Origin of the sequence: Burkholderia sp. IT-111MI5 (genome assembly GCF_949752865.1) — a bacterium.
GTDB lineage: Bacteria > Pseudomonadota > Gammaproteobacteria > Burkholderiales > Burkholderiaceae > Burkholderia > Burkholderia pyrrocinia_C.
Map to the genome: position 1 here is coordinate 63515 of NZ_CATKIF010000001.1, position 13361 is coordinate 76875.

Consider the following 13361-nt stretch of genomic DNA (forward strand, 5'->3'; position numbering starts at 1 on the left):
GCAGGGAAAGCAGGGAAAGCAGGGAAAGCAGGGAAAGCAGGGAAAGCAGGGAAAGCAGGGAAAGCAGGGAAAGCAGGGAAAGCAGGACAGCAGGACAGCAGGACAGCAGGACGGCGCGCATGCGCGCCGGCGAAGCGGAGGTCGGTGCGGGCGCGTCAGGCGTCCGTCACCCACGCGCCGAACCATTCGCTCGGGCGTGCAATCTCGTCCTGCGCGGCGACGAGTTCGAGTTCGTAGCGGCGCGCATCGTAGGTGGCCTTCACGACCGCGTGCACGGCCGCGAGCGTATGCTCGAACGCGGCGCGCACGGAGTCGCCGCGCAGCCGGCGCGCGACGAACACCGCGCTGGTGAGGTCGCCGACGCCGACCGGATGGCGCGGAAATGCGTACAGCGGACGCTGGCCGATCCACGCTTCGGTTTCGGTGACCGCGAGCATGTTGAAGCGGTCGGCCGGGCTGTTGCGGTCGTGCAGGTGCTTGACGAGGATGATCTGCGGGCCGCGGCGGATCAGCGCGCGGCACGCGTCGACGGCTTCGGCGACGGTTTCGATACGCCGCCCGACGAGCTTCTGCAGTTCGGTGTGGTTCGGCGACATGCCGTCCGCGAGCGCGGGCACCTCCTGGACCATGAATTCCTCGACGCCGGGCTCGGGCCGGATGCCGCCCGTCTGGCCCATCGCCGGATCGCAGAAGTACCACGCGTCCGGATTCATCGCCTTCACCGTGCGGACGATCTCGACTGCCGCGCGCGCCTGCGGCGGCGAGCCGAGAAAGCCGGACAGCACGGCGTCGCAGCGCTTGAGCGCGCCGATCGCGGCGATCCCGTCGACGAGCTGCTCCATCTTCGCGGCATCGATCGCGCTGCCGGCCCAGTGGCCGTACTGCATGTGATTCGACAGCTGGACGGTATTGAGCGGCCAGACGTTGACGCCGAGGCGCTGCATCGGGAACACGGCCGCACTGTTGCCGGCATGGCCGTAGATGACGTGCGACTGAATGCTGAGGACGTTTTTCATGGGAACCCGCCTGCAGGCGTTTCAGGGTCACGTCACACGATACCCGAGTTCGTCGCGCGCGCGGAAGTCGCGCGGCCACCGAGTGTTGCGCGCCGTCGTCAGCCGACCGCGTAGAATCGCGGGGCGCGGCGCCGTCCGGCTGCCCGCGTGCGTTTCCAATCACCGTGACCGCCATGCCTTCGATTTGCAAGATGTTGTCCGTCGCGCGCGCCGCCCTGTTCGGTGCGGGCGTTGCCTTCGCATGCGCGAGCGCCGCCGCCGAGGCCGCCCCGGTGCCCGCCGGCAACGACGGGCCGGCGTACGGCCCGCGCCTGGAAGGCTTCACCTACCCGGAACCCCTGCACCGCTACGCGTTCGTGTCGCAGCGTGAAACCCTCGAGATGATTTACATGGACGTGCAGCCGGCGCACCCGAACGGCCGCACCGTCGTGCTGCTGCATGGCAAGAACTTCTGCGCGGGGACATGGGAAGACACGATCGGCGTGCTGAGCCGCGCCGGCTATCGCGTGATAGCGCCGGACCAGATCGGCTTCTGCAAGTCGTCGAAACCCGATCGCTACCAGTACAGCTTCCAGCAGCTCGCGCGCAACACGCACGCGCTGCTGGAATCGATCGGCGTGAAATCGGCGACGATCGTCGGCCACTCGACGGGCGGGATGCTCGCGATGCGCTACGCGCTGATGTACCCGAAGGCGACCGACCAGCTCGTGCTCGTGAATCCGATCGGCCTGGAGGACTGGAAGGCGCTCGGCGTGCCGCCGCTGTCGGTCGACTACTGGTATGCGCGCGAGCTGAAGACGACGGCCGACGGCATCCGCCGCTACGAGCAGAGCACGTACTACGCGGGCAAGTGGTCGCCGTCGTACGAGCGCTGGGTGCAGATGCTCGCCGGGATGTATCGCGGCGCCGGCCGCGACGCGGTCGCCTGGAACTCCGCGCTGATCTACGACATGATCCTCACGCAGCCGGTGGTCTACGAACTCGGTGCGATCCGCGTGCCGACGCTGCTCATGATCGGCGACAAGGACACGACCGCGATCGGCAAGGATGTCGCGCCGCCCGACGTGCACGCGAAGCTCGGCCGCTATCCGGAACTCGCGAAGCGCACGCAGGCAGCGATCCCCGGCGCGCAGCTCGTCGAATTTCCGGCGCTCGGGCACGCACCGCAGATCCAGGATCCGGACGCCTTCCACAAGGCGCTGCTCGACGCTCTGGAGGCCGCGCACCCGCAGTGATGCGGGGCAGGCCGCCGGCGGCGCGCGCTCGCGCCGTCAGCGCGTTTCGTTCGCGAGTTCGTCGCGGATCTGCGCGGCCAGTTCGAACGAGCGCAGCCGCGCGGCGTGATCGTAGATCTGCGCGGTGACGATCAATTCGTCCGCCCCCGTCTGCGCGATGCGATCGCGCAGCTTGTCGCGCACGGTGTCGCGCGAGCCGACCGCCGCGAACGACAGCGCATGCGCGACGTTCGCGAGTTCGAGCTCGTTCGCCTCGAGCACGTCGACGGGCGGCGGCAGCTTGCCCGGCGTGCCGCGCCGCAGGTTGATGAACTGCTGCTGCAGCGACGTGAACAGGTGCCGCGCCTCATCGTCGGTATCGGCCGCGAACACGTTGACGCCGACCATCGCGTGCGGCTTCGGCCATGCGGCCGACGGCCGGTACTGCGCGCGGTAGATCTCGAGCGCGCGCATCAGGTAGTCCGGCGCGAAGTGCGACGCGAACGCGAACGGCAGCCCGAGCATCGCGGCGAGCTGCGCGCTGAACAGGCTCGAACCGAGCAGCCACACGGGCACGTCGAGCCCCGCGCCGGGCACCGCGCGCACGCGCTGGCCGGGCACCGGCTCCGCGAAGTAGCGCAGCAGCTCGGCGACGTCGTCCGGAAACGAGTCGGCGCTGCCGATCAGGTCGCGGCGCAGTGCGCGCGACGTGGTCTGGTCGGTGCCGGGCGCGCGGCCGAGGCCGAGATCGATGCGCCCCGGATACAACGACGCGAGCGTGCCGAACTGCTCGGCGATCACGAGCGGCGCGTGGTTCGGCAGCATGATGCCGCCGGACCCGACGCGGATCGTCTTCGTGGCGCCCGCGACATGGCCGATCACGACGGCGGTCGCCGCGCTCGCGATGCCGGGCATGTTGTGATGCTCGGCGAGCCAGTAGCGCTGGTAGCCCCAGCGTTCCGCGTGCTGCGCGAGATCGACGGTGTTGCGGAAAGCCTGCGAGGCGTCGGCGCCGGCCGGAATGGGGGCGAGATCGAGTACGGAAAACGGAGTCATCGGATGGCCTTCGAAAGGGGCGCGCGGTGATGCGCTTACGCAACAAATGCCAAGGATTTTGCCAAAGGGTTCCGGAACGTGCTGGGCGCGTACCGATACCCATGCGCGTCGGAGGGATGCAGGGTCGCATTCGATGATTGTTGCAAAAATCAACCCAATCGTTGGTTAATTACCAATCTTTACGGCGATTGGACGTGAATCCGCATCGACCTACAAATTTGCACGAAACGTTTGATTTTCAAGACTGCAATACGCCTGCAAAGTGCTTACGCTAACGTAAACGCGGTTGCGCCTGAATGGTTCGCCGGCCGCACAGCTTTGCTGAAATTGCACAAGTCCGTTTCTCGTACTGCCGAGCGCGGGGTGCCGCAGGCTGATAAAATCCGGCGCCTGCCCATGTTGTGCCGATGGTAGCCATTCGAGTCTTCCCGCATGCCCGTCCGGGTGTCGCGCGGAGATGCGCCATACGAAGCCGGGCATGGCAACACCCGAAAGCGGGTCGTGCCTCCCCCATACACAGACGCTGCTGGAACAAGGAGTCGGGTCGTGCCCGCGTTCGTCGCTGTCCGAATACCGCATCACGCTCAATCACGCTCAAGCGTTCGCCGTGGCGTTCAGGTCGCCGGGAGGCGTCGCGCATGACGCCGACCGCAACGCTGCTCGACTGGCTCCTGATCGCGTTCACGCTGGCCGCGGCCGGCTACGCGCTCGTCGCCGCGTTCGCGCCGCAGCCGCGCACGCCGCGCACGGCCGCGCGCGACGGCTACGAGCCGGTCAGCGTGCTCAAGCCGCTGTGCGGCGCGGAGCCGCACCTGTACGAAAACCTCGCGACCTTCTGCGAGCAGCGCCATCCGCGCCATGAAGTGCTGTTCGGCGTCGCGTCGGCGGCCGATCCGGCCATTGCCGTCGTCGAGCGGCTGCGCGCCGACTATCCCGAGTGCGACATCACGCTGGTGGCCGACTCGCGCGTGCACGGCAAGAACCTGAAGGTCAGCAACCTGATCAATCTCGCCGAGCGCGCGAAGTACGGCCGCATCGTGATCGCGGACAGCGACATCGCGGTGAAGCCCGACTATCTGGAGCGCGTGACGGCGCCGCTCGCCGACGTGTCGGTCGGCGTCGTCACGTGCTTGTATCATGCGCGCAGCGTCGGCGGGTTCTGGACGCGGATCGGCGCGCAGTTCGTCGACGCCTGGTTCGCGCCGTCGGTGCGGATCACGCATCTCGGCCGCTCGAGCCGCTTCGGCTTCGGCGCGACGCTCGCGCTGACGCGCGACACGCTCGACCGGATCGGCGGCTTTCTCGCGCTGAAGGACGAGCTGGCCGACGATTTCTGGCTCGCCGAGCTGCCGCGCCGCCTCGGGCGGCGCACCGTGCTGTCGGAGGTCGACGTCGCGACCGACGTGATCGAGCCGTCGTTCGGGCCGCTTTGGCACCGCGAGACGCGCTGGCTGCGTACGATCCGGTCGCTGAACCCGGCCGGCTTCGCGTTCCTGTTCATCACGTTTACCGCGCCGTGGCTCGCGATTGGCGCGGCGCTCGCGCTGCGTCTCGACGGAACCTTCGCCGGCACGCTGGCGGGCGGGGCGGCCGCCGTCGGCGCATTCGGGCGGCTCGTGCTGCATGCGCGCGGCGAGGACGGCTGGCGCGCGTTCTGGCGCGACCTGCCGCTCGTCGCGGTGCGCGACACGCTGCTCGCGCTCGAGTGGCTCGCGGCGGTGTTCGGCACGCACGTCGTGTGGCGCGGCGCAAGGATGACGGTCGTCGGCGGCGAACGCGCGACGGCGGCCGTGGAAGCGGTGGACGGCCGCTAGGGCCGCTCCCGGACGAACCCGGCCCGAGGGCCGACACGCGCTGTGCGGCGAAGCTGCGCGACGCGACATGACAGAGAGGCGGGCGCCGGCAGGGCGGCCCGCGGTTTTTTGACTGAATCGTTGAATCGAAACGAACTATGCAGGCTACCGGAGCATTCATGAAAACGCTGTTCTTGCAGGCCCCTTCGTATGACGGCTTCGACGGCGGAGCCGGCTCGCGCTATCAGGCGAAGCGCGAAATCCGTTCCTTCTGGTATCCGACGTGGCTCGCGCAGCCGGCCGCGCTCGTGCCGGGCAGCCGCGTCGTCGACGCACCGGCCGACGGCCTGTCGGTCGAGGAGACGCTGAAGATCGCGAACGACTACGACCTCGTGATCATCCACACGAGCACGCCGTCGTTCCCGACCGATGCGATGTTCGCGCAGGATCTGAAGAAGATGAAGCCGTCGATGCTGGTCGGCATGGTGGGCGCGAAGGTGATGGTCGATCCGCACAACTCGCTCACGGCGAGCGAGGCAATCGACTTCGTGTGCCGCGAGGAATTCGACTACACCTGTAAGGAAATCGCCGAAGGCAAGCCGTTCCCCGAGATCAAGGGCTTGAGCTGGCGCGCGAAGGACGGCTCGATCGAGCACAACGAAGCGCGTCCGATCCTCGAGAACATGGACGAACTGCCGTTCGTCGCGCCCGTCTACAAGCGCGACCTGAAGATCGACAACTACTTCATCGGCTACCTGAACTACCCGTACGTGTCGATCTACACGGGCCGCGGCTGCAAGTCGCGCTGCACGTTCTGCCTGTGGCCGCAGACGGTCAGCGGCCATCGCTACCGCACGCGCTCGGTGGAGAACGTGCTCGCGGAAGCGAAGTGGATCCGCGACAACATGCCGGAAGTGAAGGAACTGATGTTCGACGACGACACCTTCACCGACGACCTGCCGCGCGCCGAAGCGATCGCAATCGGTCTGGGCAAGCTCGGCATGACGTGGTCGTGCAACGCGAAGGCCAACGTGCCGTACAAGACGCTGAAGGTCATGAAGGAAAACGGCCTGCGCCTGCTGCTGGTCGGCTTCGAATCCGGCGACGACCAGATCCTCGTGAACATCAAGAAGGGCGTGCGCACCGATTTCGCGCGCCGCTTCAGCGCGGACTGCAAGAAGCTCGGCATCAAGATCCACGGCACCTTCATTCTCGGCCTGCCGGGCGAGACGCAGGAGACCATCAAGAAGACGATCGAGTACGCGAAGGAAATCAATCCGCACACGATCCAGGTCTCGCTCGCCGCGCCGTACCCGGGCACGACGCTCTACAAGCAGGCCGTGGAAAACGGCTGGATGGAAGAGAACAAGACCATCAACCTGGTGAGCAAGGAAGGCGTGCAGCTCGCGGCGATCGGCTATGCGCACCTGTCGCGCGACGAGATCTATCACCACCTCGAGCAGTTCTATCGCCAGTTCTACTTCCGTCCGTCGAAGATCTGGGAGATCGTCCGCGAGATGCTGACGAGCTGGGACATGATGAAGCGCCGCCTGCGCGAAGGCGTCGAGTTCTTCCGCTTCCTGCGCGCGCACGAGGCCTGATTCGTGGCGACGCAGCGGGCGGCGCGGGCGCTGATCTTCACCGCGGACGACTTCGGGCTGCACCCGCGCGTCAACGCGGCGGTCGAGCGTGCGCACCGCGACGGCGTGCTGAACGCCGCGAGCCTGATGGTCGGTGCGCCCGCCGCGCAGGATGCGATCGAACGCGCGCGGCGGCTGCCGTCGCTCGCGGTCGGCCTGCACCTCGTCCTCGCGGACGGGCCGGCCACGCTGCCCGCGCATGACATTCCCGCGCTCGTCGGCCCCGACGGGCGGTTCGGCGACGCGATGGCGAAGGACGGCTGTCGCTTCTTTTTCCTGCCGCACGTGCGTGCGCAACTGCGCCGCGAGATTCGCGCGCAGTTCGACGCGTTCGCGGCGAGCGGCCTGCCGCTCGACCACGTGAACGCGCACAAGCATTTCCACCTGCATCCGACCGTGCTGTTGATGATCATCGAGATCGGCCGCGACTACGGGCTGCGCGCGGTGCGGCTGCCTTACGAGACGAGTGCGCCCGCGCTGCTCAAGCCGTGGATCGCGCTCGTGCGCGCACGGCTCGACCGCGCGGGGCTCGCGCACAACGACTACGTGGTCGGGATCGAACACACGGGCGCGATGGACGAGGCCGTGCTGCTCGATGCGCTCGCCACGCTGCCGCCGGGCGTCGGCGAGATCTACTGCCATCCGGCCGAGGCCGGCGACGGCCCGATCACGCCGACGATGGCCGGCTACCGTCCGGTGGACGAACTCGATGCGCTGCTGTCGCCGCGTGTCGCCGCCGCGCTGAAGGCGGCGGGCGTCGCGACCGGCGGCTTTGCCGACGTGTTCGGCCAGCGTGCGGCGCAGCGCGGCGCGCACACGCCGCGCGCACCGGGAGCGCAGCCGTCATGACCAAATGGATCAAGTGGCTCGGCTGGCCGATCGGCATCGGCATCTTGCTCGCGCTGGGGCTGCACGAAGGCATCGGCGACGTGTCGCAGATGCTCGCGCGCGCCGGTTACGCGCTGCTGTGGCTCGTGCCGTTCCACGCGCTGCCGCTGCTGCTCGACGCGTATGCATGGCACCAGCTGCTCGACCGGCGCAGCTCGCTGCCGTTCCTGTGGTGGATCGCGACCGTGCGCGAGGCCGTGAACCGGCTGCTGCCGGTGGTCGGGATCGGCGGCGAACTCGTCGGCATCCGGCTCGCGCGCTGGCAGGTACCCGACGCGAGCCGCGTGACGGCGTCGGTGATCGTCGAGGTGCTCGTGACGATCGTCGTCCAGTATGCGTTCGCGGCGCTTGGCCTCGTGCTGCTGCTGTCGACGACGGACAACATGGGCGGCGGCACGATCGGCCTCGCGCTGCTGCTGACGCTGCCGTTGCCCGTGCTCGGCGTCGTGCTGATGCGGCGCGGCGGCATCTTCCATGCGATCGAGCGTTTCGCGGGCCGCCTGCTCGGCGATTCGCACCGGCTGCTGCAGGGCGTCGACGGCCGCCGGCTCGACGCCGACATCGACGGGCTGATGTCGCGCACGGGCCTGCTGTTCAGCGCATTCTTCTGGCAGCTGGCCGGCTACGTGCTCGGCGCGCTCGAGATCTACTGGGCGCTCGCGCTACTCGGCCATCCGGTATCGATCGGCGGTGCGATCGCGATCGAGGCGATGACGCAGGCCGTGCGGCATGCGGCGTTCATGGTGCCGGGCGGCCTCGGCGTGCAGGAGGCGACCGTCGTGCTGCTCGCGCAGATGTTCGGCGTCGATCGCGAGACGGCGCTGTCGCTCGCGCTGGTCAAGCGCGGCCGCGAGGTGCTGTTCGGCTGCGTGGCGCTCGGTTCGTGGCAGCTCGCCGAGCTCGTGCGCGCGCGCCGCCGCATCGACGACGCGCCGCCGGTCGGGCCGCGCGCGCCGCATCCGGCGAGCCGCACGCCCGAAACCGAAGCCGAAACCGAAACGACGCATTGAACACGAGACGGGCCGCGCGCCCGTCTCGCGCTTTTGGCGTCGTGCGGGTATGCTTGCCGCGTGTTTTCTCGACGCGCATTTCTTCCGATGATTTTCCGTTTCCGGCTGCTTCCCGTGACGATGCTGGCCGCCGCGCTGGCGCTGACCGGCTGCGACGACAAGCAAGGTAACCTCGACGTGCAACGCATCAGGGACTTCTTCAACGCGATCAAGCCCGCGCCGCTGCTGCTGAAGGGGCTGAAGGTCGGCGAATCGACCGAGGCCGACGTGCGCGGCACGATGGGCAAGCCCGAGACCGAGCGCGTGTTCACCGACGGCTCGAAGCGTCTCGAATATCCGCGCGGCCCGATGGGCAACCAGACCTGGTTCGTCGATCTCGATGCGAGCGGCCGCTACACGGGCGCGACGCAGGTGCTGACCGCCGAGAATTTCGCGAAGGTGCGCCCCGGGATGAACGAGGACGAGGTGCGGCGCCTGCTCGGCAAGCCCGGCGACATCGCGCAGTATCCGCTGAAGCCCGAGACGGTCTGGAGCTGGCGCTGGCTCGAGGACGGCGTCAACACCGACGCATTCTTCAACGTCCATTTCGGCCCGGACGGGCTCGTCTATACGACTTCGCGCTCCGACATCCTGAAGGGGCGGTGAGCCGGCCCGCGTTCGGCGCTATATCGAAAAAGCGACCGGAAAATTGCAAAAAGTCCGCTTCCCTGCGTGTCATCCGACTGTCAGGAAGCGGCTTTTTTCCTTTTGAAACAGCGGCGTAGGCCGGGCTCGCAATGACCGGACGGGTTGCTGCGGCGCAGCAAACGCGCGCCAGGTGATTTGAGGCAAACAATTTCGCTTGCGACTATCCGCGTCACCCCGGCGCGGGACAGGCATTCGCGTCGGCATCCATTCCAACTCTGGAGGCGCGCGTGTTCCTTTACGGCTTTGGTCCTGTCCTCTGGGCCGGCACCGTGCAGACCATCGAGCTGTCGGTGCTGTCGCTCGCCACTGCGGTGGCGCTGGGGCTGATCGGCGCGGTGGCGAAGCTGTCGCACAACCGGGTGCTGCGAGCGATCGCGACCGGTTATACGACGTTGATCCGCTCGGTGCCCGATCTTGTGCTGATGCTGCTGCTGTTCTACAGCATCCAGATCTGGCTGAACCAGTTCACCGACCTCGTCGGCTGGAGCCAGATCGACATCGATCCGTTCGTGGCCGGCGTGCTGACGCTCGGCTTCATCTACGGCGCGTACTTCACCGAGACGTTTCGCGGCGCGTTCCTGTCGGTGCCGCGCGGCCAGCTCGAAGCCGGTGCCGCGTACGGGATGAGCGGCGCGCGCGTATTCGCGCGGATCATGTTTCCTCAGATGATGCGCTTTGCGCTGCCCGGGATCGGCAACAACTGGCAGGTGCTCGTGAAGGCGACCGCGCTGGTGTCGATCATCGGTCTCGCGGACGTCGTGAAGGCCGCGCAGGACGCCGGCAAGAGCACGTTCAACATGTTCTTCTTCATCCTCGTCGCGGCGCTGATCTACCTCGCGATCACGACCGTTTCCAACCTCGTGCTGATCCAGCTCGAGAAGCGTTATTCCATGGGCGTGCGGCACGCAGAACTATGATCGAGATCCTCCAGGAATTCGGCAAGGCGTTCCTTTACTGGGACGGCCAGCGCCTCTCCGGCCTTGCGGTGACGTTGTGGCTGCTCGTCGCGTCGATTTCGCTCGGCTTCGTGTGCGCGGTGCCGCTCGCGGTCGCGCGCGTGTCGAAGAAGAAGTGGGTGTCGATGCCCGTGCGGTTCTACACGTACGTGTTCCGCGGCACGCCGCTCTACGTGCAGCTGCTGCTGATGTACACGGGCATGTACAGCCTCGAGTTCGTGCGTTCGCATTCGCTGCTCGACGCGTTCTTCCGCAGCGGCTTCAACTGCGCGATTCTCGCGTTCGCGCTGAACACCTGCGCGTACACGACCGAGATCTTCGCGGGTGCGATCCGCGCAATTCCGCACGGCGAGGTCGAGGCTGCGCGGGCATACGGGATGACGCCGTTCACGATGTACCGCCGCGTGATCCTGCCGTCGGCGCTGCGTCGCGCGCTGCCGCTGTACAGCAACGAGGTGATCCTGATGCTGCACGCGACGACCGTCGCGTTCACGGCGACCGTACCCGACATCCTGAAGGTCGCGCGCGATGCGAATTCCGCGACCTACATGGCGTTCCAGTCGTTCGGAATCGCCGCGCTGATCTATCTTGCGGTATCTTTCGCACTCGTCGCGGCGTTTCGCCGTGCGGAGCGCCACTGGCTCGCGTATCTCGCGGCCGGCCGTCATTGATTTCACTTCGAGGAGAGCCAGATGGCCGAGATCACTCAAACGAGCGCTTCCGCTTCCACCAAGCTTGCGGCGGTCGACATCCACAAGCGCTATGGCGACAACGAGGTGCTCAAGGGCGTATCGCTGAACGCGAAGGCCGGTGACGTCATCAGCATCATCGGCGCGAGCGGCTCGGGCAAGAGCACGTTCCTGCGCTGCATCAATTTTCTCGAGCGGCCGAATGCGGGGCAGATCGTCGTCGACGGCGAGACCGTCCGCACGAAGACCGACCGCGCCGGTGCGCTCGAAGTCGCCGACCACAAGCAGCTGCAGCGTATCCGCACGAAGCTCGCGATGGTGTTCCAGCACTTCAATCTGTGGGCGCACATGAACGTGCTCGAGAACGTGATGGAAGCGCCCGTGCACGTGCTCGGCATTCCGAAGAAGGAAGCCGAGGATCGCGCGCGCGCGTATCTCGAGAAGGTCGGCCTCGCGCCGCGCGTCGAGAAACAGTATCCGTCGCATCTGTCGGGCGGCCAGCAGCAGCGCGTCGCGATTGCGCGTGCGCTCGCGATGCATCCGGACGTGATGCTGTTCGACGAGCCGACGTCGGCGCTCGACCCGGAGCTGGTGGGCGAAGTGCTGAAGGTGATGCAGAAGCTCGCCGAGGAAGGCCGCACGATGATCGTCGTCACGCACGAGATGGGGTTCGCGCGCAACGTGTCGAATCATGTGATGTTCCTGCATCAGGGGCGGACCGAGGAAGAGGGCGATCCGAAGGAAGTGCTGGTGCGCCCGCAGAGCGAGCGGCTCAAGCAGTTCCTGTCGGGCAGCCTCAAGTAACGCGACAAGGCAGGTTTCATACGTGGTACCGGTGTCCCGTCCCGCAGGCGCCACCCGCACGACGCAGGTGGCGATCGTTGCATTGCCGCCCGTGTCGATGTCGGGCGTGGGCCCGATCGTCGACGCGCTGAATCTTGCGAACGAGATCGACGGCCGGCTGCTGTATCGCTGGCAGGTGTGTTCGTGGGACGGGCGGCCCGTGCCGCTCGCGGGCGGTGCGCAGTGGCATGCCGATGCCGCGTTCAACGATGCGATCGCGTGCGACTGGCTGATCGTCGTGACCGAGCGGTTTCAGCAGTTTGCCGACTATCGGCTGTTTCTCGCGAGTCTCGCGCGGGTCGGGCAGCGCACACCGCTCGTGACCGGCATTCATCACGGCGTGTGGTGGCTCGCGATGGCCGGGCAGCTTTCCGGTTATCGCGTGAGCGTGAACTGGGAGACGTATCAGCAGTTCGCCGAGCAGTTCGAGCGGTCGATCGTCACGCAGCAGATCTTCGAGATCGATCGGGATCGCGCGACCTGTGCCGGTGGGCAGACTACCGTTGATTTCATGCTGGCCATGATTGGCCGGGAACATGGTGCCGATCTCGCCGAGAGGATCGCCGATGCGCTCGGCGCGGGGACCTTGCGGAGTGGCGAGGAACGCCAGCGGATTCCTTTCGTTACTGCGCCTGGCGAGCGGCATCCGCGGCTGAACGATGCGTTGCTGTTGATGGAAGCCAATGTCGAGGATCCTTTGACTACCGATGAGATCGCCGAGTTCGTCGGCGTGTCGAGGCGGCAGCTCGAGCGGCTCTTTCGGCAGTATCTCGGGGCGATGCCGTCCAAGTATTACCTCAATTTGCGGTTGCTCAAGGCAAGGACGCAGTTGCAGCGCACGAGCAAATCGGTCGTGCAGGTTAGTCTCGCCTGTGGGTTTTCTTCTGCTGCGCATTTTTCCAATGCCTATCGCGAGAGGTTCGGGGTTACGCCTCGGGAGGATCGGCGAGCGTGGCTCGAGAAGCAGACCGGGAGTGAGCCTCGTGGGGGCGCTCTGGTCGAGCGGGGCGGGAAGGATTGATTTTTGGTTCGCTCGCGGTTTTCGTGAAGCACCTGTGATCGTGTCGGTCTATTTGCGTCGCCCCTGCGCGGGGCGGCGGTTACTTTTCTTTGTCTTGCCAAAGAAAAGTAACCAAAAGAAAGGCGCTGTGAGAACGCATGACTTCCCGGTGCCGTGGCCATCAGAGTGGCCCTCGCCTAAGTGTCCGCGCCAGGACAGAACCCGGAGTGGTTCGAGCAATGGTTCCGACACCACTCACCACCCAACAGAGCGGTATACCGCCCGCCAGCTCCATCCTCGCTGCGCTCGGCTGCAAGGTGCTTCAAGTCAGAAGGTGATGGTGTTTGCGGTGACCTTGCCAGGAGGCGTGCGACAAATGGACCGCGACGGCGCACGTCCGATCCCCAAGAGCAGCGATAGGGGTTAGCCGGCAAGACCTAAGTAGGGTGCGACGTATGGCTTGCAATAGAACAGCGTGGTGAGCAACGTTACAACGAAAAACGCTCCGCCCCAGCGACGTCCCGACCATCGTTTATACGCTACCGCATTTAATGTCGCGCATGAGACAG

12 protein-coding genes are annotated in these 13361 nt (G+C 66.5%); 10 read left to right on the top strand and 2 right to left on the bottom strand.

Annotated features, from left to right (window positions below):
- Window positions 1-155: 155 nt before the first annotated feature.
- Window positions 156-1016: a pyridoxal kinase PdxY gene (gene pdxY / locus ACM6JT_RS00330; protein ID WP_034183134.1), complete on the bottom strand. Its 861-nt coding sequence runs from the start codon at window positions 1014-1016 to the stop codon at window positions 156-158.
- 173 nt (window positions 1017-1189) lie between these two features.
- On the opposite strand from pdxY, the gene ACM6JT_RS00335 reads away from it, so the two are divergent.
- The gene (locus tag ACM6JT_RS00335; RefSeq protein ID WP_105390743.1) at window positions 1190-2251 is read left to right on the top strand and encodes an alpha/beta fold hydrolase; all 1062 of its coding nucleotides are present in this window, start codon (window positions 1190-1192) and stop codon (window positions 2249-2251) included.
- 36 nt (window positions 2252-2287) lie between these two features.
- On the opposite strand, the gene ACM6JT_RS00340 is transcribed toward ACM6JT_RS00335, so the two are convergent.
- Complete coding sequence (locus ACM6JT_RS00340; RefSeq protein ID WP_034183136.1) at window positions 2288-3286, bottom strand: LLM class flavin-dependent oxidoreductase; 999 nt, start codon at window positions 3284-3286, stop codon at window positions 2288-2290.
- A gap of 638 nt (window positions 3287-3924) precedes the next feature.
- On the opposite strand from ACM6JT_RS00340, the gene hpnI reads away from it, so the two are divergent.
- From hpnI to ACM6JT_RS00385, 9 genes are all read left to right on the top strand, one after another.
- Window positions 3925-5100 carry a bacteriohopanetetrol glucosamine biosynthesis glycosyltransferase HpnI gene (hpnI, locus tag ACM6JT_RS00345; protein WP_414855768.1) on the top strand — a complete coding sequence of 392 codons (1176 nt, stop codon included), beginning with the start codon at window positions 3925-3927 and terminating at the stop codon, window positions 5098-5100.
- A gap of 137 nt (window positions 5101-5237) precedes the next feature.
- Window positions 5238-6680: a hopanoid biosynthesis associated radical SAM protein HpnJ gene (gene hpnJ, locus ACM6JT_RS00350; RefSeq protein WP_306426965.1), complete on the top strand. Its 1443-nt coding sequence runs from the start codon at window positions 5238-5240 to the stop codon at window positions 6678-6680.
- A 3-nt stretch (window positions 6681-6683) separates the two neighbouring features.
- Entirely contained in the window at window positions 6684-7568 is an 885-nt protein-coding gene (gene hpnK / locus ACM6JT_RS00355; protein WP_414855769.1) for a hopanoid biosynthesis-associated protein HpnK, read from the top strand.
- Window positions 7565-8617, top strand: a complete 1053-nt coding sequence (locus tag ACM6JT_RS00360; protein ID WP_414855770.1) for an HpnL family protein — start codon at window positions 7565-7567, stop codon at window positions 8615-8617. The genes hpnK and ACM6JT_RS00360 overlap by 4 nt, the downstream gene beginning before the upstream one ends.
- A gap of 87 nt (window positions 8618-8704) precedes the next feature.
- The gene (locus tag ACM6JT_RS00365; protein WP_034183140.1) at window positions 8705-9262 is read left to right on the top strand and encodes a lipoprotein; all 558 of its coding nucleotides are present in this window, start codon (window positions 8705-8707) and stop codon (window positions 9260-9262) included.
- 269 nt (window positions 9263-9531) lie between these two features.
- On the top strand, window positions 9532-10221 hold the full coding sequence (locus ACM6JT_RS00370; RefSeq protein WP_034183141.1) for an ABC transporter permease: 690 nt from the start codon (window positions 9532-9534) through the stop codon (window positions 10219-10221).
- Window positions 10218-10931, top strand: a complete 714-nt coding sequence (locus ACM6JT_RS00375) for an ABC transporter permease (RefSeq protein ID WP_006401214.1) — start codon at window positions 10218-10220, stop codon at window positions 10929-10931. The genes ACM6JT_RS00370 and ACM6JT_RS00375 overlap by 4 nt, the downstream gene beginning before the upstream one ends.
- A 21-nt stretch (window positions 10932-10952) precedes the next feature.
- Window positions 10953-11753 carry an ABC transporter ATP-binding protein gene (locus ACM6JT_RS00380; RefSeq protein WP_034183142.1) on the top strand — a complete coding sequence of 267 codons (801 nt, stop codon included), beginning with the start codon at window positions 10953-10955 and terminating at the stop codon, window positions 11751-11753.
- A gap of 22 nt (window positions 11754-11775) precedes the next feature.
- Window positions 11776-12813: a GlxA family transcriptional regulator gene (locus tag ACM6JT_RS00385; protein WP_034183143.1), complete on the top strand. Its 1038-nt coding sequence runs from the start codon at window positions 11776-11778 to the stop codon at window positions 12811-12813.
- The last annotated feature ends 548 nt before the right edge of the window (window positions 12814-13361 follow it).